Source organism: Pseudomonas alvandae, from assembly GCF_019141525.1.
In the GTDB taxonomy this organism is placed as follows: Bacteria; Pseudomonadota; Gammaproteobacteria; order Pseudomonadales; family Pseudomonadaceae; genus Aquipseudomonas; species Aquipseudomonas alvandae.
The window spans coordinates 1,326,363-1,351,156 of record NZ_CP077080.1; the positions used below are offsets into that span (position 1 = coordinate 1,326,363).

Here is a 24,794-nt window from a genome sequence, read left to right on the forward strand (position 1 = left end):
GTGTCTTTATGACTATCTATTTATTAACCTATTGAAATTAAACGATAAATTTTATGGCATGAAAACTGATAAGCATGGGTATCCGTTATCTGTTCCACGCGAGGAGTTACCTATGCTGAGTCGAGAACAACGCGCCATCATCCGTTCCACTGTCCCATTGCTCGAGAGCGGTGGTGAAGCGCTGATCACTCATTTCTACCGCATGATGTTGTCCGAATATCCCCAAGTGCGCCCGCTGTTCAACCAGGCTCACCAGGCCAGCGGCGACCAACCCCGGGCGCTGGCCAATGGCGTGCTGATGTATGCGCGCCATATCGATCAGCTCGACCAATTGGGCGACCTGGTGGCGAAAATCGTCAACAAGCACGTGGCCTTGCAAATCCAGCCTGAACATTACCCGATCGTTGGTGCCTGCCTGCTGCGGGCAATCGCCGAAGTGCTGGGCGAAGAAATCGCCACGCCAGAAGTGATCGAGGCGTGGGGCGCGGCTTATAACCAACTGGCCGATATCCTGATCGGCGCCGAGACCGGCCTGTATGACCAGAAGGCCGCGGCGCCGGGTGGCTGGCGCGGTGAGCGGGCATTCATCCTCACCGCGAAGGTGCCGGAGAGCGCGGAAATCACCTCCTTCTACTTTGAACCGGCCGACAAGGGCCCGATCTTGCAGGCCGAGCCTGGCCAATACATCGGCATGAAGTTGGTCCTGGGCGGTGAAGAAGTGCGCCGCAATTATTCGCTGTCGGCCCTGGCGGACAACGGGCAGTACCGCATCAGCGTGAAGCGCGAGGCGGGTGGCCGGGTATCCAATTACCTGCACGACGAGTTCCAGGTCGGCAGCAGCATTCAACTCTTCCCGCCGTCCGGAGACTTCTATCTCACGGAAAGTGACAAACCGCTGGTGCTGATCAGTGGCGGCGTCGGCATCACGCCGACCCTCGCGATGTTGCAGGCGGCGTTGCAGACCGAGCGTCCCGTGCACTTCATCCATTGCGCGCGCAATGGGCAAGTACACGCCTTCCGCGACTGGATCGACGACCTGGCCAGCCGGCATCCGCAACTCAAGCGCTTTTATTGCTACGACGAGCATGACGGCACAGGCCCTGCGGCTGACAAGGTCGGGCTGTTGAGCGAGGACCAACTGGCGCAGTGGTTGCCGGAGCAACGCGACCTGGACGCCTATTTCCTTGGGCCGAAGGGTTTCATGGCGGCGATCAAGCGGCATCTCAAGGCGTTGGGCGTGCCGGCGGAGCAAAGTCGCTACGAGTTCTTCGGGCCGGCGGCTGCGTTGGAGTAAAGGCTGCGGGCGACCTGGGAGACCGGGTTGCCTTCATCGCGAGCAAGCTCGCTCCCACAGTTTTTCGGGGGCCATTCTGTTGGCGTACCCCCAATCCCTGTGGGAGCGAGCTTGCTCGCGATAGCGTTGGTTCTGCCGACGCGGTACTGAAATTAATCCGCGCTTAACCCCCTTGCTGTTTATTCCCTCGATACTGTCGACTGCCGCTCGTTCATCTTCTGCGTGTAGACTTCGGCCATCCGATAACGCGCCACGTGCCGCAAGGCTGCGCGTCGATCCATGCACTTAAGGGAAACGCAATGAATGAGGAAATGATGCGGCTGGGCCGTGAGCGGCGCTATCTCGTGCTGCTGGGGCTTATCTGCCTGGCGCTGATCGGCGGCGCGCTCTATATGCAGGTGGTCCTCGGTGAGGCCCCCTGCCCACTGTGCATCCTGCAACGCTATGCGTTGTTGCTGATCGCGATCTTCGCCTTCATCGGCGCGGCGATGCGCAGCCGCCGCAGCCTGACGATTTTTGAAGGCTTGGTTGTGCTTTGCGCCTTGGCCGGCGCGGGAGTGGCAGGGCATCACGTATACACCCAGTTCTTCCCGGCGGTCAGCTGCGGTATCGATGTGCTGCAACCGATTGTGGATGACCTGCCGCTGGCGAAGATCTTCCCGCTGGGCTTCCAGGTCGATGGTTTCTGCTCCACCCCGTATCCGCCGATCCTCGGATTGTCGCTGGCGCAATGGGCGCTGGTGGCGTTCGTGCTGACCGTCGTGCTGGTGCCATTGCTGGTGTCGCGCAACCGCAAAGCCATTCGCTGAGGCAACGCAGGACGACGCCCCGGTTTCCTTATCAGGAACCGGGGCGTTTTTCGTTTCAGGCCCGGTAAGGATCAGCCTTGATCCGAGGCAAGAATAGCCTGCGGCAATGTGCGACACGTTGTCACACATGTTGCGTCCGGGCTCCTTTCAAGACGCGAATTGACGCCTGGATCTGTAATAAAAAAACAGCCTGCTGGCACTTTGCAGAGTACGTAGAGGTGATCTCGGGCAGGCATTTTTAACAGCGAAGCGCTTCACCGCCCAGGCCCCGAAAAACGGGCGCCCGAAAGCTATCAAGGCTCAGTCATGCGACCTGGAGCTGTCTAAATCGGGCGTAGTAGCCTTACGTTTTTTGGGGTTCTTGTTGAGAATGAATTTCGATAAGATGCTGGCCCGTTGCGATATCGACAACAGATTGTTGCCGGTTCGGATAAAAATTATTTCGGGATGAGACATGGTCTACAGCGCGTCAGCTCACTACAATCGCCCGCACCGAATTTCCGACCCGGCTCAGGCTTGAGCACGAGAGTGGTCGAAGGGCGCCAGCGCCCCATGCGACCCCAGGTGTCGGTGCCTCCAACTATCCGCACCAAATGGAATTGGGCTTGAACTAGGCCTTTGACCAACGAATAAGAACTCACTGCTGGCCCAGGATGTGTCGAACAGCCGCTGACGTTCGACGGGCAGCCCTTATTCAATCCAAGAAAATGCCAACCCTTGGCAGGGTGAAGTGTTGGCGATCAAAACCCAACTGCATTGCGCAAGCTGCTTTAGAGGTCGTGAGATGAGTAAAAACAGGTACCCCCGATTACTAGGCTTGTTGCCGCTGCTCGGCACGTTGCTGCTGGGAGGCTGCAACATGACCCTGCTCGATCCCAAGGGCCAGGTCGGCCTGGATGAACGAAACCTGATCATCACCGCCACGCTGCTGATGTTGCTGGTCGTTGTGCCGGTTATCGTCATGACCTTCCTGTTCGCCTGGAAGTACCGCGCAACCAACACCCAGGCCACCTACACGCCGAAATGGTCGCATTCGACCAAGATCGAAGTGGCGGTATGGACCATCCCGGTGCTGATCATCATTGCCTTGGGTTATGTCACCTACAAGTCGACCCACGCCCTGGACCCGTATCGTCCACTGGATTCCGACGTCAAGCCGATCACCATCGAAGTGGTGTCGATGGACTGGAAGTGGCTGTTCATCTATCCGGAACAAGGCATCGCCACGGTCAACAAGATCGTGTTCCCGGCCCACACGCCGATCAACTTCAAGGTCACCTCTGACACCGTGATGAACTCGTTCTTCATCCCGGGCCTGGGCGGCCAGATCTACGCGATGGCCGGCATGCAGACCAAGCTGCACCTGATCGCCAACCAGAACACCGAACTCGAAGGTATCTCCGCCAACTACAGCGGCGCGGGCTTTACCGGCATGAAGTTCAAGGCGACCGCCACCACCCAGGAAGAATTCGACGCCTGGGTAAACGAAGTCAAGAAGGCACCTAAACAGCTTGAAAAAGCTGAATACGAAGCCCTTTCCAAACCGAGCCAGAACAACCCAGTCGAACTCTACTCGTCGGTAACGCCGAACCTGTTCCAGACCATCATCGACAAGTATGAAGGGATGAATCCGGGCAAGCCGATGCATCACGAGAAGGGCGAGAAGGAAGTGGCTCACAACATGGAAGGGATGGACATGAGCTCGCATTCAGCTGCCGGGGCAGAGGAGTAAACGATGTTTGGTAAATTAAGTTGGGAAGCGATCCCGTTCCACGAGCCGATTGTCATGGTGACCCTCGCCATCATCGCGCTCGGTGGTCTGGCGTTGTTCGCCGGTATCACTTATTTCAAGAAGTGGACCTACCTGTGGACAGAGTGGCTGACCTCGGTCGATCACAAGAAGATCGGCGTGATGTACATCATCGTCGCCATGGTCATGCTGCTGCGCGGTTTTGCCGACGCGATCATGATGCGTACCCAGTTGGCCATGGCCACCGAGGGTTCGCCTGGCTACCTGCCGCCTGAACACTATGACCAGATCTTCACCGCCCACGGTGTGATCATGATCATCTTCATGGCGATGCCATTCTTCACCGGCCTGATGAACCTTGCAGTGCCGCTGCAGATCGGCGCGCGCGACGTTGCCTATCCCTTCCTGAACTCCCTGAGCTTCTGGCTGCTGGTGTCCGGCGTCGTGCTGATCAACGTTTCCCTGGGTGTCGGCGAATTCGCCAAGACCGGTTGGGTTGCCTATCCGCCATTGTCGGGGCTGCAATACAGTCCGGGCGTGGGGGTGGATTACTACATCTGGGCGCTACAGCTATCCGGGTTGGGGACAACGCTGACGGGGGTCAACTTCCTGGCCACCGTGCTGAAGATGCGTACCCCTGGCATGAAGCTGATGGACATGCCGATCTTCACCTGGACCTGCACCTGGGCCAACGTGCTGATCGTCGCTTCGTTCCCGATCCTCACCGCGACACTGGCACTGCTGACGCTTGACCGCTACATGGATTTCCACATTTTCACCAATGAACTGGGTGGAAATCCGATGATGTATGTCAACCTGTTCTGGGCCTGGGGTCACCCCGAGGTGTACATCCTGATCCTGCCGGCGTTCGGTATTTTCTCCGAAGTCATCTCGACCTTCTCCGGCAAGAAGCTGTTTGGCCACCACTCGATGATCTACGCTTCGGGCGCGATCTCGGTACTGGGCTTCATGGTCTGGCTGCACCACTTCTTCACCATGGGTTCGGGTGCCAGCGTCAACGCCTTCTTCGGCCTGGCGACGATGCTGATCTCGATCCCGACGGGTGTGAAGCTGTTCAACTGGCTGTTCACCATCTACCAGGGGCGCCTGCGTTTCACCAGCCACGTGCTGTGGACCCTGGGCTTCATGGTGACCTTCGCCATCGGCGGCATGACCGGCGTACTGCTGGCCATCCCGGGTGCGGACTTCGTGTTGCACAACAGCCTGTTCGTGATCGCGCACTTCCATAACGTGATCATCGGCGGCGCCGTGTTCGGCTACATCGCCGGCTTTGCGTTCTACTTCCCGAAAGCGTTCGGCTTCAAGCTGCACGAAGGTTGGGGCAAGGCAGCGTTCTGGTTCTGGATCTCGGGCTTCTTCGTCGCGTTCATGCCGCTTTATGCACTGGGCTTCATGGGCATGACCCGTCGACTGAACGCCACCACCAACCCTGAGTGGGTGCCGTACCTGTACGTCGCCATGTTCGGCGCGGTGATGATCGCGGTCGGTATCGCCTGCCAGTTGATCCAGCTGTACGTCAGCGTGCGTGATCGCAAGAAGCCGGAAAACATGTGCGAACACGGTGATCCGTGGAATGCCCATACCCTGGAATGGTCGACTTCGTCGCCACCACCGTTCTACAACTTTGCCGTGCTGCCGAAAGCGGAAGCCATCGACCCGTTCACCGAAGCCAAGGAAGCCGGTACCGCGTACCAGGTTCCGGCCAAGTACGAGCCGATCCACATGCCCAACAACACCGCCACCGGTGTGGTCATGGGGGCGCTGTTGACCGTGTTCGGTTTCGCGATGATCTGGCACATCTGGTGGCTGGCCATCGCCAGCCTGGTCGGCACCGTGGCGTATTTCGTGATCCATGCCGCCCGTGACGATCAGGGCTACATGGTGCCGGTGGATGTCATCGAGCGCATCGAAGCCGAGCAGCACAAGCGCCTGGTCGCGGCCGGGAAAGTTCCTGCCACCGCCACCCGTGTTGAAACCTCGTTGGAACAGGCTTAAACCATGTCGAACTTAGTGACCAATGTTGGACACGCCCATGGTCATGACCATGGGCACGATGACCATCACCACGACTCGGGCGAGATGACCGTATTCGGTTTCTGGCTCTACCTGATGACCGACTGCATTCTGTTTGCGTCGATCTTCGCGGTGTACGCGGTGCTGGTTAACAACGTCGCCGGTGGCCCGTCGGGCCACGACATCTTCGAACTGCCTTACGTACTGGGCGAAACCGCGCTGCTGCTGTTCAGTTCGATCACCTACGGCTTCGCCATGCTGGCGTTGTTCAAGGGCAAGAAAACCCAGGTCCTGGGCTGGTTGGCCATGACCTTCCTGCTGGGCGCCGGCTTTATCGCCATGGAGATCAACGAGTTCCATATCCTGATCGCCGAAGGCTACGGCCCTAGCCGCAGCGGCTTCCTGTCCGGGTTCTTCACCCTGGTCGGCACCCACGGCCTGCACGTGACCAGCGGCCTGATCTGGATGGCGATCATGATGTACCAGGTCCAGAAAAACGGCCTGACTGCCACCAACAAGACGCGCCTGAGCTGCCTGAGCCTGTTCTGGCACTTCCTGGACGTAGTGTGGATCTGCGTATTCACCGTTGTTTATCTGATGGGGACCCTGTAAATGGCTAACGCACATTCCCATGATGGCCATGACGCCGGCCACGGCAGCGTCAAGTCCTACGCCATCGGTTTCATCCTGTCGGTGATCCTGACCGTCATTCCGTTCGGCCTGGTGATGTACCCGTCGCTGCCCAAGACCCTGACCCTGTGGATCATCCTGATCTTCGCCGTGGTCCAGGTACTGGTGCACCTGGTGTACTTCCTGCACCTGGACCGCTCCGCTGCCCAACGTAACAACGTGGTCGCGTTTGTGTTTGCCGCGATCGTGATTGTCCTGCTGGTCGGCCTGTCGTTGTGGATCATGTTCAGCATCCACACCAACATGATGGCGCACTGAGGAAAGTCCGGATGTCACTGAAGCACTTTATCCAAATCACCAAGCCGGGGATCATTTTCGGTAACGTGCTTTCTGTGGCGGGCGGGTTTTTCCTGGCCTCGAAAGGGCATGTCGATCTGGCCATCTTCCTGGCGGCGATGATCGGCACTTCCCTGGTGGTGGCGTCCGGTTGCGTGTTCAACAACTGCATCGACCGCGACATCGACATCAAGATGGAACGCACCAGGAACCGGGCGATGGTCCAAGGCCTGATTCCGGTGCAACTGGCCCTGGCCTTCGCCACGGTGCTGGGCGTCGCCGGCGTGGCGCTGCTGTACTGGGTGGCCAATCCGTTGGCGGCGTTGTTCGCGGTGATCGGTTTTGTCATCTACGTCGGCCTCTACAGCCTGTACCTCAAGCGCAAGTCGGTCCATGGCACGCTGGTGGGCAGTCTGTCGGGCGCGATGCCGCCGGTGATCGGTTATGTCGCGGTCAGCAACACCTTCGACATGGCTGCGCTGACGCTGCTAGTGATGTTCAGCCTGTGGCAGATGCCGCATTCCTATGCCATCGCGATCTTCCGCTTCAACGACTACCTGGCAGCCTCGATTCCGGTGCTGCCGGTCAAGCGCGGTATCCAAGTGGCCAAGAAGCACATCCTGCTGTACATCCTGGCGTTCCTCGTCGCGACCTTGATGCTGACCTTCAGCGGCTACGCCGGCATGAGCTACCTCGCCGTCGCCGCCGCCATGGGCATGTACTGGCTGTACATGGCCTGGACCGGCTACAAGGCAGTGGATGACAGGGTCTGGGCACGCAAGCTGTTCGTGTTCTCGATCTTCACCATCACCGCCCTGAGCGTCATGATGTCCCTGGATTTCAAGGTCCCGAGTGAGTTGTTGCTGACTTACGCGCCTTAAGCGCCAGAGCTGCAAAAAAAGCCCCGCCTTCGAGAGAAGCGCGGGGCTTTTTTTGATAGGCCATGGCTAGCCGCTGTCATTCGTCGCAATAGATTGTTGCTTGTTGATCTATACGCGATTTGCCTATAGTTTCTGACATGCGAACCTTATTTTTTGAAACGACTACGTTCACTGCCACGGTTGGCCATTACCTGACCGATGATGAATATCGCCTGCTTCAGTTCTATATGCAGCAGCATCCAGAGGCCGGTGACGTCATGCCACGTACCGGTGGCTTCCGTAAGCTGCGTTGGTTCGATGACCGTCGCGGCAAAGGGAAACGAGGTGGACTGCGGGTCATTTATTATTGGTTGAGGCATGATCGTCAGTTCTGGATGTTTGCGATTTATGACAAGGACGAACTGGAAAACCTGACCTCCGAGCAAGAGAAGACGCTCAAGCGCGCCATAGAAGCTGAGTTGAAAGTACGAGGTACCTTATGAAAAAGCGTGATCTGTTTGCCGAGATGATGCAAGGCGTCGAGGAGATGGCCGCTCACCGCGAGGGCAAGATTACCCTTCGCCAGATTTCGATTGAAGACAAGCCGGTTCCCGAGGTGTCGGCCCAGGAAATCGTGGCCCTGCGCGACAGGCTCCATATGTCCCAAGCTGTTTTCGCCAAGAGCATCAGGACCAGTCCGGGCACCCTAAGGAACTGGGAGCAGGAAAAGTCCAAGCCTAACGCCCAGGCGGCTTTGTTGATCAAATTGGTCGAGAAGTTTCCGGATATGGTCGAACGGCTTGGTGCTGTTTGAACCGCCGAAAGCCATGAAAAAGCCCCGCCTTCGAGAGAAGTGCGGGGCTTTTTCTTGGGCGTTATTTCGGCTGGCGATGTTCCTGTGGGAGCGGGCTTGCTCGCGAAAGCGGTGGGTCAGTTAAGTTGAAGTTGACTGACCGCGCGCATTCGCGAGCAAGCCCGCTCCCACAAAGGAAGGCTCACCCCGGGCTTTATTGCTGGGCGATGCTGTAGCCGTCGAACGCCTTCTGCTGTTGCAGCGCGGTGACGATGCTTTTGCGGGTGACCGGTTGTTCGGTGCCGTCGTTGTCCAGGAAGGTTTCGCTTTCCAGTTCGGCTTCGTCGCCTTCGCCAATGAAGTTGAAGCCCAGGAACTCGAAGGCCTCGCGGTCGACGTTTGGCTTGGAACGTGGCGTGCGCAGGGGCAGGGTGACGCTGATGCCGTCCTTGCTGATGACGAACACCTCGGCATCCTTCTTGGGCCGCGAGGCCTTGCCCTTGCTGCCGCTCGGGTTGCTGATGGCCTGGTGGGTCTGGTTCAGCACTTTCAGGGCCAGGCCATAGACCAGTTCCTGGAAGTCTGCATCATCCTTGTAGCTGGAAAGTATGCGGCTGATGGGGAAACGGCTGCTCAGGTCTTCCAGGGCGGCAAAGTCTGCGGCTTCGGCATCCTTCAGTTGCTTGAGCTGGCCCATCAATTCGTAGGCCTTGTCGTCATCGAACGCATCGTGGGCCTGGCGAATGGCGGTGCGCAGTTCGCGGATCTGGTCGCTTTCGCGGTTCGACTGGAACGCATCGAGGACCATCTCGCTGATGGTCTTGGCCTGGGGCAGATGCTGTGAAAGATTGATGGAGTTTTCGTATTCCGCTTTGGACGACAGGGTGACTACGGATTCAGCGGTATTGGAATCGGACATTGAAATTTCACTACTTCTGTTAGCGGGATAAGGCGAGAAAGGCATTGAGCTTTTTTCCGGTCGCCTAATCTATTGGACGCGGGCGGTGTTGTCACGGTCGGACCGGTCGCCGGTACGCATTTGAGTCGCGCAACAGCTCCATCAACCGCAACGCGTCCGGCGTCGCGGCGCCGCTGGCCGTGTTGTCGAAGATGCACCAGGTCGGTGTGTCCGGGGCGGCTTGCAAGGCTTGGGCGATTTGCTTGAGTCGGACGTCGTCGTAGGGCGTGTAGTAAATCTTCGGCGAGCCGTGCAAACGGTAATAACGAATGCCGGGCCAACCCGCCGGTTGATCGCCGCCCGGCAGCGGCGACGGATCGGCGGCAACCCGGCCGATGCGCTCGGCCTGCAACATCGCCATGGCGTGTGGTGCGAGCCAGCTCGGGTGTCGAGGTTCGAGCACCGCATCGCCTGGGTAACGATCACGCAATGCTCTGAAAAAAGCCTCGGCCTGCGCGTTGTCAAAGGCCAGCGACGGCGGCAATTGAATCAACAGGCAGCCGAGTTTCTCCCCCAGTTGCGAGCACTGCCCGAGGAATTCATCCACAAGCCCCTCGCAATCGAGCAAGCGTCGTTCGTGGGTAATCTGCTTGGGGACCTTCACCGAGAAGCGAAATGCTGGTGCCACGCTATCTGCCCATTTTGCGTAGGTGGCGGGACGGTGCGGGCGATAGAACGAGCTGTTGATCTCCACCGCTGTGAAGCGTGCGCTGTAGCGCTGCAGATGGGTGCCTTCATCGGGAAAGGATGACCATTGCGCCCTGGGCAACGACCAGCCGGCGCAGCCCAGGAAAAGATTCGAAGCGTGGGGGAGTCGAGTCGCCAACGTGAGAGACCTGATTGCGGGGACAATGTTATGACCGCAACAAACGCCTCAAGGGTTCCTTTTTTGCAAACCCAAGTCAGTCGCAGATAACGTTCTTGCCGGCCATCTTGGAGCGATACAACGCCTGGTCCGCCCGATCCATCAGCAACTCCTGCGTTTCTTCTTCGAGCCGCTGCACGACGCCAAAGCTCATGGTGATCTGGAAGTCGCCCACCGGCAGCAGGTCGGACAGGCCTCGGCGAATGGTTTCAGCCATCAGGACCGCATCGGTCAAGGATGTGTTTGGCAAGATCATGATGAATTCATCGCCGCCCCAGCGCACCAGCAGGTCGCCGTCGCGTTCGCAGCGTTTGACCGCCTGCACCACCTGCACCAGCGCCGCATCACCGAACGCATGGCCGTAGCGATCATTGATGTCCTTGAAATCATCGACATCCATGGCGATCAGGGACAACGGTTCGCGAAAGCGCTGGGCGCGTTCGCAGGCCAATGGCAGGGCTTGCTCCAGGCGATAGCGGTTGGCGACCAGGGTCAAGGCGTCGGTTTCGGCGAGTCGGCGGTTTTCGTCGAGCTGGATTTGCAGTTGATGGTTGACCCGCGACAGTTCGCGGGTGCGTTCTTCGATGACTGCCTCGAGGGATTTGTTGCGCTGTTCCAGTTGCTCGAACAGACGCTTCTTGTCGTCGATGCTGCGATGGGCGCCGATCATGCGGGCCACGCTGCCGTCGGGGTTGCGGGCGATGACGTAGCCGCGGTCTTCGATCCAGATATAGGAACCGTCATGTGTGCGACAGCGGTATTCGGCTTGGTATTTTGGCGACCGTTGTTCCAGGTAGTCATCGAACAGCGCCATCACCTGAGGATAATCGTCCGGATGGATTACGCTCTCCCAGGTCAACACGGTGTTGCTCAGTGAATGGGGCGTGTAGCCGAGCATGGTGTACCAGCCGGGGTTGCGATAAACGAACCCGGTATTGGCGTTCCAGTCCCAGATGCCGTCGCTCACCAGTTCCATGATGGTGTGGAGCACGCTTTCGTCCAGATCGGACAAATCGAACCGCAGCAAATCGATCTTCGAGGCGTCGTCCATCGTTGTTCCCCTATCAGCCCTGATATCAAAATGCTCTCCGAGGGTGAAGAGTAGCCGATGGGACGGAGGGGCACTAGCGGGGTAGCGCTTCGGGTGAACGCCTGAACTGTGGCGAGGGAGCAAGCTCCCTCGCCACGGGGTTTATCCAACACTTATCGAGCGCGGCCATCAGGGTTTGCCCCACTTCTCCAGCGCAAACTCGACAAAACTGCGCAGCTTCGGCAAACGGTAGCGATCCTGGGCGTACGCCAGGCTCATTGGCCGATGGGGTAGCTGATAATCCTGCAGCAGCGCCACCAAGTGCCCGTCCCTCAGGTCCTGCGCCACCAGCGCGTCCGGCAGCATCACCACACCCATGCCGGCCAGGGCGGCGCGATGCAGGCCCGAGGAGCTGTTGATCAGCATCGGCCCGGTCACCGGCACCTTGATTTCGCCTTCTGGCCCGTTGATAGGCCAGAGGTCCTGGGCGAAGCGCCATTCGTCAGCGGCAGAATAGGCAAACGACAGGCAGTCGTGCTGTTGCAGGTCATCGGGTTGTCGTGGCGTGCCTCGCCGTGCCAGGTAAGCCGGGGACGCGCAGATGGTCAAGGTGTAGTCCACCAGGGAGCGGGCGATCAGCTTGGGATCGACAGGACCCAGGCGGACGGCGACGTCGAAACCGTGGTCGAGCAGGTCGAGTCGCTGGTTGGTCAAGACCACGTCGAGCTTGACCTGTGGGTAGCGCTGGCTGAATTCGGCCAGGGCTGGCGCCAGGAGCTCCGTGCCGAAGGTCAGCGGCGCGGTGATGCGCAAGGTGCCGGTGGGGTCGCCCTGGGTCTGCTCCGCCAGGCGCTCGGAGTCGGCGACCAGCCCGATGACTTCCAGGCAGCGTTGATAGTAGGTCGCGCCGAACTCGGTCAGGCGCTGGCGCCGCGTCGTCCGGTTGATCAGGCGCACGCCGAGGCGTTGCTCCAACGCGCGAAGGTGATTGCCCACCATGGTGGTGGACATCTCGCAGGCCTGGGCCGCCGCCGTCAGGCTGCCGGCTTCCACGACTTTCACGTAAACGGTCATTGCCTGGAACAGGTCCATTATCAAGCTCGGCTTTTAAATGATTGAAGTAAAGCGATGTTTATCCATTGAGGGTGGCTAACCATACTGGAAAAAACCATCCAATGGAGCTCGATGTCATGACCGCCGCCTGCCTGATGACCACCTACCAACCCCTGCCGCTGAATTTCACCCACGGGTTGGGTACGCGCCTTTGGGACCAAGACGGTCGCGAGTACCTCGACGCGGTGGCAGGCGTGGCGGTAACCAACGTCGGGCATTCTCATCCCCGGCTGGTGGCCGCCATCAGTGAACAGGCCGGCCTGTTGCTGCACACCTCCAACCTGTACAGCATCGATTGGCAACAACGGTTGGCCGGCAAGCTCACGCAGCTTTCGGGAATGGACCGGGCGTTTTTCAACAACTCCGGAGCCGAGGCCAACGAAACCGCGCTGAAACTGGCGCGTCTGCATGGCTGGCACAAAGGCGTCGAGCAGCCGCTGGTCGTGGTCATGGACAACGCCTTCCATGGGCGCACCCTGGGCACGATGTCTGCCAGCGACGGCCCATCGGTACGGCTGGGGTTCAATCGGCTCCCCGGGGATTTCATCAAAGTGCCATTTGGCGATCTCGCCGCGCTGGAAAAAATCCAGCAGGCCCATGGCGAGCGTATCGTCGCGATTCTGGTGGAGCCGATCCAAGGGGAAAGTGGCGTGCAAGTCGCGCCGCCGGGTTACCTGCGGGCGCTGCGGGACCTGTGCAGCCGGCGTGCCTGGTTGTTGATGCTGGACGAGATCCAGACCGGTATCGGCCGCACCGGCCAGTGGTTCGCGTTCCAGCACGAGGGCATCGTGCCGGACGTCATGACCCTCGCCAAAGGCTTGGGCAATGGTGTGCCCATCGGTGCCTGCCTGGCCCGGGGCAAGGCCGCCGAGCTGTTCACCCCCGGCAGCCATGGCAGTACGTTTGGCGGCAATCCGCTGGCCTGTCGCGTCGGCTGCACGGTGCTGGACATTATCGAGGAGCAAGGCCTGGTGGAAAACGCCAGGCGCCAAGGCGAGCAATTGCTCAGCCGGCTGCGGGCTGAGTTGGCGGATAACCCAAACGTGCTCCAGATTCGCGGCCAAGGGTTGATGATCGGCATCGAGCTCAAGCAACCGGTGCGCGACCTGGCCCTTTGCGCTGCCCGGGACCATGGCTTGTTGATCAACGTGACCCGGGGCAAGACCATCCGGCTGTTGCCGCCGCTGACGATTGACGGGCGGGAAGTGGAGATGATCGCCAGGGGCGTGAATCGTAGTTTGGCGCAGGCGTGAAACGTCTTCGATCGGGCGACGAGCGGTGTTTTCCAGTCAGGGCGAAGCGCGGCGCAGCGGGACGGAATTTTTAACGATTGTCGCGTTCCAACGCCAGCCAGAGTCGATTGCCTACACTTTGGCAACCAGACTGAAAATCCCAGGAGCATCTCCATGTTCACCTCGCGTCGCTTGATCGTTGTCGCTACCGCCGTGGCCCTGTTGTCCGGCTGTGCGTCGCCCAACCCCTATGACAACCAGGGCCAGGCCTCTACCGAATCTTCGGGCATGAGCAAAACCGCCAAGTACGGCGGCCTCGGTGCACTGGCGGGGGCGTTGGCCGGTGCGGCCATCGGTCACGATAACCGCGGCAAGGGCGCGTTGATCGGCGCCGCTGTGGTCGGCGCCTCGGCGGCAGGCTATGGCTACTACGCCGACCAGCAGGAAAAGAAACTGCGCGCGAGTATGGCCAATACTGGCGTTGAAGTGCAGCGCCAGGGCGACCAGATCAAGCTGATCATGCCGGGCAACATCACCTTCGCCACCGACTCGGCGAACATCGCGTCCAGCTTCTACCAGCCGCTGAACAACCTGGCCAACTCCCTCAAGGAGTTCAACCAGAACCAGATCGAAATCGTCGGCTACACCGACAGCACCGGCAGCCGCCAGCACAACATGGACCTGTCCCAGCGCCGTGCCCAGAGCGTGGCGACCTACCTGACGTCCCAGGGCGTGAGCGGCGCCAACCTCTCGGCCCGTGGCGCCGGCCCGGACAACCCGGTGGCGAGCAACGCCGACGTCAATGGCCGCGCGCAGAACCGTCGGGTCGAGGTCAACCTCAAGGCGATTCCGGGGCAGCAGTACCAGGCGCCGCAGCAGCAGGGGCAGACTTACCAGCAGTATCCTTGATCGCTGGGCGGTAAATGAAAGGGGGGCCCTGGAAATGGGGTCCCCCTTTTTTTGCGGCTCTGTGGCGAGGGGATTTATCCCCGCTGGACTGCGAAGCAGGCCCAAAACAGTCAGCTCCATCAGCCTGACACTCCGAGTTGCTTGATTAGGGGCTGCTGCGCAGCCCAGCGGGGATAAATCCCCTCGCCACAACACCATCTCCCCGGACCAAACACAGTGTTCACTCTAGTGGGTAGGTTTAGTTAGCCTCTTTCACCGCACTCAAGAACGCACACGTCCGCTCTTGCTGCGGGTTCTCGAAAATCTGCGCCGGTGTGCCCTGCTCATGAATCTGGCCCTTGTAGAAAAAACACACCCGATCAGCGAACTCCCGCGCAAACCCCATCTGGTGGGTCACCATCAGCATCGTCAGGTTGTGTTCGGCGCCCAGCTTGCGGATCACGTTCAAGACCTCGCCGCACAGCTCCGGATCCAGCGCCGACGTCACTTCGTCAAACAGCATCACTTTCGGCCGCATCGCCAGCGCCCGGGCAATCGCCACCCGCTGTTGCTGGCCGCCGGACAACTGCGACGGGTAATGATCGAGCTTGTTGCCCAGGCCCACCAGCTCCAGCAGGTCGGCGGCGCGCTCGCGGGCTTCCTTCGGGTTCATGCCCAGTACTTGTACCGGCGCCTCGATGACGTTTTGCAGCGCGCTCATGTGGGGGAACAGGTTGAAACTCTGGAATACCATGCCGATCTTGCCGCGCACCCGGCGGATGTGTCGGTCGTTGGCCGGCACCAGCACGCCGTTGCGGTTGGGCATGTGGGTCAGGGAATCGTCCTCGACGCGGATCTGGCCCTGGTCGATGCCTTCAAGGGTCATCAGCACCCGCAGCAGCGTGGACTTGCCCGAACCGCTGGGGCCGATGATCGCGACCTTTTCACCGGGCGCGACATCCAGGTTCAAGTGATCCAGCACGGTGAAGCTGCCATAGCTTTTGGTCACGTCCTGGAAACTCACAATCGGCCGGGACGGTGTTGGAATCTGCATGGCCGGGGCCTCCTGCTGCGATGCCAGCGTGCTGCGCCGGGATAAATCGGTGGGCGTGGACAGGGGTAAAGTCATTAGCGTAGCTCCATGCGCGTTTCAAGGCGCCGTACCAGGTAGGCCAGGGCGAGGCTCAGGGCGAGGAAGAACAGGCCGACCATGGTGATCGGTTCCAGGTAGCGGAAATTTTCGGAGCCGATGTTCTTGGCCTGCTGCATGATTTCCACGACGGTGATCGCCGATAGCACCGGCGTGTCCTTGAGCATCGCCACCAGGTAATTGCCCAGCGGCGGCACGATGGGGCGCAGCGCCTGGGGCAGGATGATGTTGCGGTAGGCGTCGTACGGCGCGATGTTCAACGCCGTCACCGCTTCCCACTGCGCCCGTGGCACCGCGTCGAGACCGCTGCGATAGACCTCGGCGATGTAGCAGGCGTAATGCAGGCCGATGCCGACGATGCCGACTTGCATGGCTGTCAGGCTCAGGCCGTAGTTGGGCAGCACGTAGTAGAGGAAATACACCTGGATCAGCAACGGCGTGCTGCGGATGAACTCGATCACCGCCGTGGCCGGCCACGACAGCCAGAACCTGCGGCTGCGCCGGCCAATCGCCAGGAACAGCCCCAGCACGATCGCGATCAGGAAGCCGATCAACGTGATGCCCACGGTGTTGAGGGACGCGCGCAGCAGGTCCGGAAGGATTTGCGCGGCGTAGGACCAGTCGAACAATGTCATGACAGACCTCCGCGCATCCGGCCCCGGCTCAGTCGCCGCTCGATGTTGCGCATGCCGAAGTTGATGGCCTGGGCGAGGATGAAATACATCACCAGCGCCAGGCTGAAGATTTCCAGGGTCTGGAATGTCGCCTGATCCAACTGGCGCGCCCGGAAGCTCAGGTCGGATAAGGTGATCAGCGAGACCAACGAGGTGTTCTTCAGCAGCTCGATAAGCAGATTGGTGCCCGGCGGAATCGCCGCCAACAACGCCTGGGGCAGGATGATTCGTTTGAAGCGTGTGAAGGCACTGAAGTTCAGCGCCGTGCAGGCTTCGTATTGGCCCTTGGCGACCGAACTGATGGCGCCGCGCATCACCTCGGCCCCATACGCACCAATGTGCAGGCCCAGGCCGACGATCGCCACGGCGTAAGGGCTCAGTTCGACGTTGAAGGGAGGCAGCGGCAGCACGAAGAACAGCCAGAACAACTGCACCAGCAGCGACGTCCCGCGGAACACTTCGATGTAGGTGATGGAAAACCAGCGCAACGCGCGCCACGGCGACAGCCGCCCGAGGGCTGCAAGTACCGCCGCGACAATCGCCAGCAGCGAGCCGAAGAAGGTCACTTGCAGCGTGACCCAGGCCCCTTGAATCAATAACGGAAGTAATTCGCCCATGGTTCAACCCGATGTCCGATGAAGCGGGGAACAGGCATTACGCGCTGTGCGTCATGCCCGTTTCGGCGTGCCGTCAGGGCTGAGCGCAGAGCTCGGCCGCGGTCTTGCTGGTGACGTTGGATTTGTCGAAACCGAACGGCGCGACGGCTTTGAGGTGTTCTTCCGAGCCCAGCCACTTTTTCAGCTCGGCGTTGACCGCGTCGCGCAGGTCCTTGTCTTCGGGGCGGAAGGCCAGCGCACCGTAGCCTATGTGGGACGGGTCGTCCTTGAATTCGGTCATCGCCTCGACCTTGTCACCGCCCTTGGCGGCCAGGCCCTTCATGGTCAGTTGCGTGCCGACGGCGGCGTCGGCGCGACCGGCGCGCACGGCTTGCAATTGCGCGGTGGTGTCGGGGACCTGCAGGATCTGTTCATCCTTTACCCCGGAATCGCGGGCATAGGCCAGGTTCACCGTGCCGGCCATGATCGCCAGCTTCACGTCCGGTTGCTTGGCAATGTCTTCATAGCTGTGGAGTTTTTTCGGATTGCCCTTGGCTACCAACAAGGCGTCGGGCAATTGGTATTGCGGATCGGTGAACAACACCTGCTTGCAGCGCGCCGGGGTGATGTACATGCCGGCGGCGATCACGTCGAAGCGACCGGCGCGCAGGCCAGGAATCAGCGAGCCCCACTCGGTGAGCACGCCATTGACCTGCTTGATGCCCATCTTGGCGAAGATGATCTTGGCGATCTCCGGCGATTCACCGGTGACGGTGCCGTCGGTTTCGGTGAAGGCAAACGGGGTTTCGTTGGCGTAGCCGATGCGGATGCTGCTGGTGCTCTTGACGGTATCCAGGGTCGCCGCCTGGACGCTGCTGGCCAGGCCAAGCACGGCACAGGTCAACAAGAGCCGGCGCAAAGGTGTGCAAGTGCGGGGAAGAAAATTGCTCATCGATAAAATCTCCTGTTTCTTGTGGATCCGTCAGCGGACGGTTCTGTGTTAGGAGGCAGTGTGACAAGAGCAAAACGTACAACGGCGGATCCGGGCATGGCCTGAGATCGGGAATGGCGCCGGTACAGGTCGGTCCGGCTTTTTGTCGGGGCAATGCACCCGCCTGGATAACGACCTTGGACCGAGCATACAAAAGCCCCGGCGCGGATTGTATTGCACTAGGACAATTGCATTGCCGCGATGGCCGCGCAATGCTGTGCGCACCCGTTCTCACGCCGGTTGCAGCCGTTATGGATAAGTGGAAGTCAGCCCTGGACCTCGCCCGCAGCGGTGAATCCAAATACAAGATCCTGGTGCAGGCCATCGCCGACGACATCGAACAGGGAACCCTGGCCAATGACCAGCGCCTGCCGCCGCAACGGCAGGTGGCCGACGCCATGGGCATCAGCGTGCAGACCGTCACCAATGCCTACAAGGAGTTGGAGCGCCAAGGGCTGGTCCGCTGCGAAGTCGGGCGCGGCAGTTTCGTCTCGCGGCGCATGAGTGATCGGGTCGCCACCTATATCCTCGACAGCCCCGAGCGGGCGCTGGTGGATTTTTCCATCACGCGCATCCTCCATACCCGTGAGCACGATCAGTGCTGGCGCGACACCTGCGCCGAGCTGAGTACCGAAGAGGATCAGCCGTGGATCCATGCGTTTCGTCCGATAGCCGGATTTGAATCCCATCGCGAAGCGGCGGCGCAATGGATCGGCCGACAGGGGCTGAAAGTCGATCGCAACGATGTACTGATCACCAATGGCGCCGCCCATGGCATCTTCCTCGCTCTGGCCTCCCTCGCCGGTCCCGACGATGTGGTGCTCTGCGAAGGGCTGACCGACCACGGCGTGATCGGCAATTCCCAGGTGCTGGGCTTCACCCTCAAGGGGCTGGACACTGACCGCCATGGCATCGATCCCGAACACTTCGAAGACATGTGCAGCAACGAGCGCATCACCGCGCTGGTGTGCACGCCGAACCTGAACAACCCCACCACCAGCCTGATGCCCGACGCCCGCCGCCGGGAGATCGCCGAGATCGCCCGACGCTTTGGCGTGCACATCATCGAAGACGATGTGTACGGTCCGCTGCTGGACGAACGACGGGCGCCGCCTATCAGCCATTACCTGCCGGAGCTGTCGTTTTACTGCACGAGCATGACCAAGTCGGTGCTCACCGGGTTGCGGATTGGCTATCTGGTGGTGCCCAAGCGCCTGGCGTTGCGCACCGAGAGCATCCTGCGGGTGAACAGTTGGATGGCCACGCCGATGGTCTCGGAGATCGCCGCACGCTGGATCCGCGACGGTCGCGCCGACTCACTGCTGCATCTGCAAAGGCGCCTGTTGGCCGGACGCCAGGCGATGGTCACCGAGCACATGGGCGAACATGTGTTGGCCCAGCATCCTCATGCCTTGAACGCATGGATCGGCATTCCGCCCCACTGGGAAGTCGACAGCCTGGTGCGGGCGCTAAGGCATAAGCACATCGCCGTCACGTCCCCCGATCCGTTCACCGTGCGCGGCACACCAAGGCCCCGCGCGGTGCGGGTCTGCGTCGGTGCCGAATGCAGCGATGAAGAAATGCGCCGTGCGTTGATCGGCATGCGGGAAATCTTCAACCAGTACCCGCAGATTCATGATTTTTGAAGCACCTCACCGCAATTCCCTGTGGGAGCGAGCCTGCTCGCGAAAGCGGTGTGACAGTCAGAAGAGATGCCGAATGTGCCGTCGCCTTCGCGAGCAGGCTCGCTCCCACAAGGGATTTGTGGTGACTTTGGAACTTCATCACTAAATTGCCCTAGTACATTCATCACCACAATCCGGCCCTCTTAGACTGCGCCCAACACATCTGCTCGGGACGCGGTCATGACAGGGTTGCAGCTTCAGGACATTTTCCTCGCTCGCCAGCGCATCGAGTCGCAGGTCAGGCGCACGCCCATGGAGCATTCCCCCAGCCTGTCGCGACGGATGGGTGTACCGGTGTACCTCAAGCTGGAAGCCCTGCAAATCACCGGCAGCTTCAAGCTGCGCGGTGCGAGCAATGCGGTGGCGCAGCTCAGTGCCGAACAGAAAGCCCGAGGCGTCGTCACGGCTTCGACCGGCAATCATGGCCGGGCGCTCGCTTATGCCGCCTCGCAGCAGGGCGTCCGGGCGATGGTCTGCCTGTCGAACCTGGTGCCGGCCAACAAGGTGCAGGCGATTCGCGATTTGGGCGCCGAGGTGTGCATCGTCGGCCAATCCCAGGACGATGCCCAGCGCGAAGCCGAACGTATCGCGAGCGAGCAGGGCGCGACTTTCCTGCCGCCGTTCGATCATCCGGCAATCATCGCCGGACAAGGCACCCTCGGCCTGGAGATCCTTGAACAACAACCGGACGTGGCCCAGGTGCTGGTGCCGTTGTCCGGTGGCGGCCTGTTCGCCGGGGTTGCCCTGGCCCTGAAAAGCGCCAATCCAGCGATTCAGGTCCACGGCATCAGCATGGCCCGAGGCGCGGCGATGCACGCCAGCCTCGCCGCCGGACAACCCGTCGACGTCGAAGAACTGCCGACGCTGGCCGACTCCCTCGGGGGCGGCATCGGCCTGGAAAATCGCTTCACCTTCGCCATGACCCGACAGTTGATCGATGACCTGCACCTGCTTTCGGAGGCCTCCATCGCTAACGGCCTGCGCCATGCCTATCACCACGAACGCCTGGTGCTCGAAGGCGCCGCCGTGGTCGGCATCGCGGCGCTGCTCGACGGCCTGGTCGAACCGCGTGGCCCCATCGTGGTGGTGGTCAGCGGCCGCAACGTCGACACCGAACACCATGCCCGCGTGATCGCTGGCGCCAACGCCTGATAACCCGTTGAACGGAGCCTGTCATGAGTGAAGTCACCCTATTGAGCGAAGCCGACCTGCGCAGTTGCGTGGCCCTCGACCTGGCGAGCATCGACGCCGTCGAGCAGGCGTTCGTGCTGCTGGCCACCGCCGCCGTGGCGATGCCGCCGATCCTGCGATTGGACATTCCCGAGCACAACGGCGAAGTGGACGTAAAGACCGCTTACCTGCCGGGCCTGGAACGCTTCGCCATCAAGGTCAGCCCGGGTTTTTTCGACAACCCCAAGCTTGGCCTGCCCAGCCTGAACGGCATGATGATGCTGCTCTCGGCACGCACCGGTTTGCTGGAGGCGCTGTTGCTGGACAACGGTTACCTCACCGCCGTGCGCACCGCCGCGGCCGGGGCGGTGGCGGCGCGTTGCCTGTCCCGTGAGGACAGCCGCAGCGTGGCGCTGATCGGTGCCGGCGAACAGGCGGCATTGCAGCTCCAGGCGCTGCGGCTGGTGCGACCGATCGACGAGGTGCGGGTCTGGGCGCGGGATGCGCAAAAGGCCCGGGCGTTCAGTGCCGAACTCGCTCGCGACAGCGGGATTGCCGTTACGCCATGCGCCTCTATTGATGACGCCATGGAAGGTGTGGACATCGCCATCACCTGCACCCCCAGTCGCGAGCCGTTTATCGAAGCTCGCCACTTGCACCCGGGCCTGCACATCACGGCGATGGGATCGGACGCGGAGCACAAGAACGAAATTTCCCCGCAAGCCTTGGCGGCGGTCGACTGCTATGTCGCCGACCGCTTGAGCCAGACCCGCGTGCTCGGTGAACTGCACCACGCCCTGGTGGCCGGCACCGTTCGCGATGACCTCGCATTGTTGGAGCTGGGGCGGGTGTTGGCGGGGCAGCGAATCGGGCGTTCCGATGCGGCGCAAGTGACGCTGTGCGACCTCACCGGCACCGGCGCCCAGGACACCGCTATCGCCAATCTCGCTTTCGAGCGGGCGCGGGCGGCAGGGAAGGGTTTTGCGTTCGGGCGCTAGATCTTTTTTTCACGAGTCATTTGAACAGAGGGCAGGTGGATGTCAGAGATAGTCGTCAATCTTCCGTTCCAGCGGGAGGAATACGCCCAGCGCCTGGCGAAGGTTCGCGCAGCCATGCAGGCCCAGGGCCTTGAGCTGCTGCTGGTCACCGATCCGTCGAACATGGCCTGGCTCACCGGCTATGACGGTTGGTCGTTTTATGTGCACCAATGCGTGCTGTTGGCGCTGGACGGCGAGCCCGTGTGGTTCGGCCGCGGCCAGGATGCCAACGGTGCCAGGCGCACGGTGTTCATGCAGGCCGATAACATCGTCGGCTACCCGGACATCTACGTGCAGTCTCGCGAGCGCCATCCGATGGACTACCTGTCCCGCGAGGTGATCATCGCCCGTGGCTGGGGCGCCCTGTCCGTCGGCGTGGAAATGGACAACTACTACTTCAGCGCCGCCGCCTACCTGTCGCTGCAAAAGCATCTGCCCGAGGCGAAACTGGTGGACGCAGTGGGCCTGGTGAACTGGCAGCGTGCGGTCAAGTCGCCCCAGGAAATCGCCTACATGCGCATCGCTGCGCGCATCGTCGAGAACATGCACGGCCGGATTCTCGAACGGATCGAGCCGGGCATGCGCAAGAACGAATTGGTGGCCGAGATCTACAGCAGCGGCATCCTCGGTGCCGACGGCCACGGCGGCGACTACCCGGCCATCGTGCCGCTGTTGCCCACCGGGGCCGACGCCAGCGCGCCGCACCTGACCTGGGACGATTCGCCGTTCGAACGGGGCGCCGGCACCTTCTTTGAAATCGCCGGTTGCTACAAGCGTTACCACTGCCCGCTGTCGCGCACGATTTACCTGGGCAAGCCGCCGCAGCATTTCCTCGACGGTGAAAAAGCCGTGGTCGAAGGCATCGCCGCTGGCCTGGACGCGGCCAAGCCGGGGAACACCACGGGCGACATCGCCGTGGCGTTTTTCAAGGTGCTGGAGAAATTCGGCATCCACAAGGACAGCCGTTGCGGCTACCCCATCGGTATCAGTTATCCACCGGATTGGGGCGAGCGCACCATGAGCCTGCGTCCCGGTGACAACAGCGTGTTGCAACCGGGCATGACCTTCCACTTCATGCCGGGGCTGTGGATGGACGATTGGGGCCTGGAAATCACCGAGAGCATCCTGATCACCGAGACCGGCGTCGAGACGCTGTGCAACGTGCCTCGCCAACTGTTCGTGAAGGATTGAGCCATGCCTGAATTGCCCGATAATCCCATCAGCGCCACGGTGGATTTCAGCCGCGAGGGCGTGCAGCACGGTTTTCTCAAATTGCCGTATTCACGGGACGATTCGGCCTGGGGCGCGGTGATGATTCCCATCACCGTGATCCAACGCGGCAGCGGCCCGACTGCGCTGCTCAGCGGTGGCAACCACGGCGATGAATACGAAGGTCCGGTGGCGCTGAGCAAGCTGGCCCAGCAGCTGACCGCCGAAGAGGTCAGCGGGCGGGTGATCATCGTGCCGTTCATGAACACCCCGGCCTTCCATGCCGGGCGCCGGACTTCGCCGATCGACAAGGGCAACCTCAATCGCAGTTTTCCCGGTAGGCCCGACGGCACGGTCACCGAGAAAATCGCCGACTATTTCAACCGCACCCTACTGCCCTTGGCCGACATTGTGCTGGACATCCATTCCGGCGGCCGGACCCTGGATTTCCTGCCGTTCGCCGCCTGCCACGTCTTGCCGGACAAACAGCAACAGGCGCGCTGCGAGGCCGGCATGCTGGCGTTCAACGCACCGTATTGCATGCGCATGCTGGAGCTGGACGCCGGGTCGATGTACGACACGGCCGCGGAATCCCAGGGCAAGGTGTTCGTCACCACCGAGCTGGGCGGCGGTGGTTCTTCCACCGCTCGCAGCGTGGCGATTGCCGAGCGTGGGGTGCGCAACCTGTTGATCCACGCTGGCATTTTGCGGGGCTCGATCGAGCTGCAGCCCTCGTTGGTGCTCGACATGCCGGACGGCAGTTGCTTCATCGCCAGCGAGCACAACGGCTTGCTGGAAATGTGCCGCGACCTCGGTGAAAACGTCACCGAGGGCGAGGTGGTGGCGCGCATCCATGACACCACCCGCAGCGGCGTCGCCCCGGTGGAATACCGCGCCGCCCGCAGCGGCTTGCTGGCGGCCCGGCATTTTCCCGGACTGGTGCAGTGTGGCGATACGTTGGTGGTGATTGCGGATGTGTTGGCTTAGGTCAGATCGAACACAAACCTGTGGCGAGGGGATTTATCCCCGCTGGGCTGCGCAGCAGCCCCAAAGCAAGCGACTCGGTGTGTCAGGCCGAAGTGGCTCGATAGCCAGGGGCTGCTTCGCAACCCAACGGGGATAAATCCCCTCGCCACAATCGATGTGTGTCTGGAAGTTTTTTATCATCCCCCCGGAGCCCGGCCCCATGCACAAGCTCGATCGCTACGACCTGAAGATCCTGCAGATCCTCGCCGACGACGGGCGGATCACCAAGTCGAGCCTGGCCGAGGCCATCAACCTGTCGGTCACGCCGGCCTGGGAGCGGGTGCGCAAGTTGGAAGCGGCGGGCTTGATTGTCGGTTATCGAGCGCAGATCGATTGGGCTGCGGTGTTCAAGCGTCAGCAGGTGTTGGTGGAAATCACCCTGGCCCGGCACACCGCCCAGGACATGCGTCGTTTCGAACAACGCATGATCGCCGCGCCCGAAGTGGCGTTCTGTTACGCCACCGGCGGCGGTGTCGATTACCTGGCGATGATCCAGGCGCCGGACGTCGATGCCTACCAGCGTTTTGTCGATCAACTACTGCTCGAAGACCTCGGCATCGAACGCTACTTCACCTACATCGTCACCAAGACCATCAAGACCGCCGGTGCGTTGCCGGCGGAGCTGGTGTCATCCGCCTGAGCACCGCAGAAAACGCTTTCCGGC

Annotated in this window: 25 protein-coding genes; 17 read left to right on the forward strand and 8 right to left on the reverse strand. The window is 61.0% G+C overall.

Translation table 11 applies throughout. The features are described 5' to 3' along the window. Nucleotides 1–112: 112 nt before the first annotated feature. The 9 genes from hmpA (at nucleotide 113) to KSS97_RS05860 (ending at nucleotide 8,527) form a co-directional block, all read left to right on the forward strand. Nucleotides 113–1,294 carry an NO-inducible flavohemoprotein gene (hmpA, locus tag KSS97_RS05820; RefSeq protein ID WP_217861278.1) on the forward strand — a complete coding sequence of 394 codons (1,182 nt, stop codon included), beginning with the start codon at nucleotides 113–115 and terminating at the stop codon, nucleotides 1,292–1,294. Nucleotides 1,295–1,593: 299 nt separating this feature from the next. Beyond that, the gene (locus KSS97_RS05825) at nucleotides 1,594–2,103 is read left to right on the forward strand and encodes a disulfide bond formation protein B (protein ID WP_030139920.1); all 510 of its coding nucleotides are present in this window, start codon (nucleotides 1,594–1,596) and stop codon (nucleotides 2,101–2,103) included. A 784-nt stretch (nucleotides 2,104–2,887) separates the two neighbouring features. Beyond that, nucleotides 2,888–3,835 (forward strand): ubiquinol oxidase subunit II, encoded by a 948-nt coding sequence (cyoA, locus tag KSS97_RS05830; protein ID WP_030139922.1) that lies wholly within the window; start codon nucleotides 2,888–2,890, stop codon nucleotides 3,833–3,835. Nucleotides 3,836–3,838: 3 nt separating this feature from the next. Then, the gene (cyoB, locus tag KSS97_RS05835) at nucleotides 3,839–5,869 is read left to right on the forward strand and encodes a cytochrome o ubiquinol oxidase subunit I (protein WP_198796627.1); all 2,031 of its coding nucleotides are present in this window, start codon (nucleotides 3,839–3,841) and stop codon (nucleotides 5,867–5,869) included. A gap of 3 nt (nucleotides 5,870–5,872) precedes the next feature. Beyond that, the gene (locus KSS97_RS05840; protein ID WP_053125033.1) at nucleotides 5,873–6,499 is read left to right on the forward strand and encodes a cytochrome o ubiquinol oxidase subunit III; all 627 of its coding nucleotides are present in this window, start codon (nucleotides 5,873–5,875) and stop codon (nucleotides 6,497–6,499) included. Beyond that, nucleotides 6,500–6,835 (forward strand): cytochrome o ubiquinol oxidase subunit IV, encoded by a 336-nt coding sequence (gene cyoD, locus KSS97_RS05845; protein ID WP_186705092.1) that lies wholly within the window; start codon nucleotides 6,500–6,502, stop codon nucleotides 6,833–6,835. An 11-nt stretch (nucleotides 6,836–6,846) separates the two neighbouring features. After that, a complete protein-coding gene (cyoE, locus tag KSS97_RS05850) occupies nucleotides 6,847–7,734 on the forward strand; it encodes a heme o synthase (RefSeq protein ID WP_217861279.1) in 888 nt (295 codons plus the stop codon). A 137-nt stretch (nucleotides 7,735–7,871) separates the two neighbouring features. After that, on the forward strand, nucleotides 7,872–8,216 hold the full coding sequence (locus tag KSS97_RS05855) for a toxin (protein WP_198796624.1): 345 nt from the start codon (nucleotides 7,872–7,874) through the stop codon (nucleotides 8,214–8,216). After that, on the forward strand, nucleotides 8,213–8,527 hold the full coding sequence (locus tag KSS97_RS05860) for a helix-turn-helix domain-containing protein (protein ID WP_030139928.1): 315 nt from the start codon (nucleotides 8,213–8,215) through the stop codon (nucleotides 8,525–8,527). The genes KSS97_RS05855 and KSS97_RS05860 overlap by 4 nt, the downstream gene beginning before the upstream one ends. Before the next feature lie 193 nt (nucleotides 8,528–8,720). Here the strand turns inward: KSS97_RS05860 and KSS97_RS05865 are convergent, their stop codons facing one another. From KSS97_RS05865 to KSS97_RS05880, 4 genes are all read right to left on the reverse strand, one after another. Next, complete coding sequence (locus KSS97_RS05865) at nucleotides 8,721–9,425, reverse strand: hypothetical protein (protein WP_217861280.1); 705 nt, start codon at nucleotides 9,423–9,425, stop codon at nucleotides 8,721–8,723. A 91-nt stretch (nucleotides 9,426–9,516) separates the two neighbouring features. After that, the gene (locus tag KSS97_RS05870; RefSeq protein ID WP_217861281.1) at nucleotides 9,517–10,290 is read right to left on the reverse strand and encodes a DUF72 domain-containing protein; all 774 of its coding nucleotides are present in this window, start codon (nucleotides 10,288–10,290) and stop codon (nucleotides 9,517–9,519) included. 76 nt (nucleotides 10,291–10,366) lie between these two features. Continuing rightward, a complete protein-coding gene (locus KSS97_RS05875; protein ID WP_217861282.1) occupies nucleotides 10,367–11,380 on the reverse strand; it encodes a sensor domain-containing diguanylate cyclase in 1,014 nt (337 codons plus the stop codon). 168 nt (nucleotides 11,381–11,548) lie between these two features. Further along, complete coding sequence (locus KSS97_RS05880; RefSeq protein WP_217861283.1) at nucleotides 11,549–12,451, reverse strand: LysR family transcriptional regulator; 903 nt, start codon at nucleotides 12,449–12,451, stop codon at nucleotides 11,549–11,551. Nucleotides 12,452–12,549: 98 nt separating this feature from the next. On the opposite strand from KSS97_RS05880, the gene KSS97_RS05885 reads away from it, so the two are divergent. Then, a complete protein-coding gene (locus tag KSS97_RS05885; RefSeq protein ID WP_217861284.1) occupies nucleotides 12,550–13,725 on the forward strand; it encodes an aspartate aminotransferase family protein in 1,176 nt (391 codons plus the stop codon). A 153-nt stretch (nucleotides 13,726–13,878) separates the two neighbouring features. Next, nucleotides 13,879–14,613 (forward strand): YiaD family glycine zipper/OmpA-like lipoprotein, encoded by a 735-nt coding sequence (locus KSS97_RS05890; RefSeq protein ID WP_018604257.1) that lies wholly within the window; start codon nucleotides 13,879–13,881, stop codon nucleotides 14,611–14,613. 238 nt (nucleotides 14,614–14,851) lie between these two features. Here KSS97_RS05890 and ehuA read toward each other — a convergent pair whose 3' ends face one another. From ehuA to ehuB, 4 genes are all read right to left on the reverse strand, one after another. After that, the gene (gene ehuA, locus KSS97_RS05895) at nucleotides 14,852–15,721 is read right to left on the reverse strand and encodes an ectoine/hydroxyectoine ABC transporter ATP-binding protein EhuA (RefSeq protein ID WP_410002287.1); all 870 of its coding nucleotides are present in this window, start codon (nucleotides 15,719–15,721) and stop codon (nucleotides 14,852–14,854) included. Then, entirely contained in the window at nucleotides 15,721–16,377 is a 657-nt protein-coding gene (ehuD, locus tag KSS97_RS05900; protein WP_198796621.1) for an ectoine/hydroxyectoine ABC transporter permease subunit EhuD, read from the reverse strand. Before ehuD ends, ehuA begins: the two co-directional genes overlap by 1 nt. Beyond that, nucleotides 16,374–17,033, reverse strand: coding sequence for an ectoine/hydroxyectoine ABC transporter permease subunit EhuC (gene ehuC, locus KSS97_RS05905; RefSeq protein ID WP_030139936.1), 660 nt, complete (start codon nucleotides 17,031–17,033; stop codon nucleotides 16,374–16,376). The genes ehuD and ehuC overlap by 4 nt, the downstream gene beginning before the upstream one ends. 73 nt (nucleotides 17,034–17,106) lie before the next feature. Then, entirely contained in the window at nucleotides 17,107–17,964 is an 858-nt protein-coding gene (ehuB, locus tag KSS97_RS05910) for an ectoine/hydroxyectoine ABC transporter substrate-binding protein EhuB (RefSeq protein WP_217861285.1), read from the reverse strand. A gap of 290 nt (nucleotides 17,965–18,254) precedes the next feature. Between ehuB and ehuR the strand changes: the two genes are divergently transcribed. The 6 genes from ehuR to KSS97_RS05940 all read left to right on the forward strand — a co-directional run bounded on the left by ehuR (nucleotide 18,255) and on the right by KSS97_RS05940 (nucleotide 24,770). Further along, nucleotides 18,255–19,649: a MocR-like ectoine utilization transcription factor EhuR gene (gene ehuR / locus KSS97_RS05915; RefSeq protein WP_217861286.1), complete on the forward strand. Its 1,395-nt coding sequence runs from the start codon at nucleotides 18,255–18,257 to the stop codon at nucleotides 19,647–19,649. A 219-nt stretch (nucleotides 19,650–19,868) separates the two neighbouring features. Beyond that, on the forward strand, nucleotides 19,869–20,840 hold the full coding sequence (gene eutB / locus KSS97_RS05920; protein ID WP_217861287.1) for a hydroxyectoine utilization dehydratase EutB: 972 nt from the start codon (nucleotides 19,869–19,871) through the stop codon (nucleotides 20,838–20,840). Nucleotides 20,841–20,863: 23 nt separating this feature from the next. Then, a complete protein-coding gene (locus tag KSS97_RS05925) occupies nucleotides 20,864–21,856 on the forward strand; it encodes a cyclodeaminase (RefSeq protein ID WP_217861288.1) in 993 nt (330 codons plus the stop codon). 39 nt (nucleotides 21,857–21,895) lie between these two features. After that, nucleotides 21,896–23,086 (forward strand): ectoine hydrolase DoeA, encoded by a 1,191-nt coding sequence (gene doeA / locus KSS97_RS05930; RefSeq protein WP_217861289.1) that lies wholly within the window; start codon nucleotides 21,896–21,898, stop codon nucleotides 23,084–23,086. A gap of 3 nt (nucleotides 23,087–23,089) precedes the next feature. Then, nucleotides 23,090–24,091: a N(2)-acetyl-L-2,4-diaminobutanoate deacetylase DoeB gene (doeB, locus tag KSS97_RS05935; protein ID WP_217861290.1), complete on the forward strand. Its 1,002-nt coding sequence runs from the start codon at nucleotides 23,090–23,092 to the stop codon at nucleotides 24,089–24,091. A gap of 199 nt (nucleotides 24,092–24,290) precedes the next feature. Beyond that, nucleotides 24,291–24,770, forward strand: coding sequence for an Lrp/AsnC family transcriptional regulator (locus KSS97_RS05940; RefSeq protein ID WP_198796615.1), 480 nt, complete (start codon nucleotides 24,291–24,293; stop codon nucleotides 24,768–24,770). Nucleotides 24,771–24,794: the final 24 nt, after the last annotated feature.

Bases quoted from the DNA above. Each gene is read 5' to 3' on its own strand.
- KSS97_RS05925 (WP_217861288.1), top strand. From the start codon at position 20,864: ATGAGTGAAGTCACCCTATTGAGCGAAGCCGACCTGCGCAGTTGCGTG.
- cyoB (WP_198796627.1), top strand. From the start codon at position 3,839: ATGTTTGGTAAATTAAGTTGGGAAGCGATCCCGTTCCACGAGCCGATT.
- KSS97_RS05880 (WP_217861283.1), bottom strand. From the start codon at position 12,451: ATGGACCTGTTCCAGGCAATGACCGTTTACGTGAAAGTCGTGGAAGCC.
- ehuR (WP_217861286.1), top strand. From the start codon at position 18,255: ATGGATAAGTGGAAGTCAGCCCTGGACCTCGCCCGCAGCGGTGAATCC.
- ehuB (WP_217861285.1), bottom strand. From the start codon at position 17,964: ATGAGCAATTTTCTTCCCCGCACTTGCACACCTTTGCGCCGGCTCTTG.
- KSS97_RS05875 (WP_217861282.1), bottom strand. From the start codon at position 11,380: ATGGACGACGCCTCGAAGATCGATTTGCTGCGGTTCGATTTGTCCGAT.
- KSS97_RS05860 (WP_030139928.1), top strand. From the start codon at position 8,213: ATGAAAAAGCGTGATCTGTTTGCCGAGATGATGCAAGGCGTCGAGGAG.
- KSS97_RS05825 (WP_030139920.1), top strand. From the start codon at position 1,594: ATGAATGAGGAAATGATGCGGCTGGGCCGTGAGCGGCGCTATCTCGTG.
- KSS97_RS05890 (WP_018604257.1), top strand. From the start codon at position 13,879: ATGTTCACCTCGCGTCGCTTGATCGTTGTCGCTACCGCCGTGGCCCTG.
- KSS97_RS05885 (WP_217861284.1), top strand. From the start codon at position 12,550: ATGACCGCCGCCTGCCTGATGACCACCTACCAACCCCTGCCGCTGAAT.
- KSS97_RS05855 (WP_198796624.1), top strand. From the start codon at position 7,872: ATGCGAACCTTATTTTTTGAAACGACTACGTTCACTGCCACGGTTGGC.
- eutB (WP_217861287.1), top strand. From the start codon at position 19,869: ATGACAGGGTTGCAGCTTCAGGACATTTTCCTCGCTCGCCAGCGCATC.
- cyoA (WP_030139922.1), top strand. From the start codon at position 2,888: ATGAGTAAAAACAGGTACCCCCGATTACTAGGCTTGTTGCCGCTGCTC.
- ehuA (WP_410002287.1), bottom strand. From the start codon at position 15,721: ATGACTTTACCCCTGTCCACGCCCACCGATTTATCCCGGCGCAGCACG.
- doeB (WP_217861290.1), top strand. From the start codon at position 23,090: ATGCCTGAATTGCCCGATAATCCCATCAGCGCCACGGTGGATTTCAGC.
- KSS97_RS05865 (WP_217861280.1), bottom strand. From the start codon at position 9,425: ATGTCCGATTCCAATACCGCTGAATCCGTAGTCACCCTGTCGTCCAAA.
- cyoE (WP_217861279.1), top strand. From the start codon at position 6,847: ATGTCACTGAAGCACTTTATCCAAATCACCAAGCCGGGGATCATTTTC.
- ehuC (WP_030139936.1), bottom strand. From the start codon at position 17,033: ATGGGCGAATTACTTCCGTTATTGATTCAAGGGGCCTGGGTCACGCTG.
- doeA (WP_217861289.1), top strand. From the start codon at position 21,896: ATGTCAGAGATAGTCGTCAATCTTCCGTTCCAGCGGGAGGAATACGCC.
- KSS97_RS05840 (WP_053125033.1), top strand. From the start codon at position 5,873: ATGTCGAACTTAGTGACCAATGTTGGACACGCCCATGGTCATGACCAT.
- KSS97_RS05940 (WP_198796615.1), top strand. From the start codon at position 24,291: ATGCACAAGCTCGATCGCTACGACCTGAAGATCCTGCAGATCCTCGCC.
- ehuD (WP_198796621.1), bottom strand. From the start codon at position 16,377: ATGACATTGTTCGACTGGTCCTACGCCGCGCAAATCCTTCCGGACCTG.
- hmpA (WP_217861278.1), top strand. From the start codon at position 113: ATGCTGAGTCGAGAACAACGCGCCATCATCCGTTCCACTGTCCCATTG.
- cyoD (WP_186705092.1), top strand. From the start codon at position 6,500: ATGGCTAACGCACATTCCCATGATGGCCATGACGCCGGCCACGGCAGC.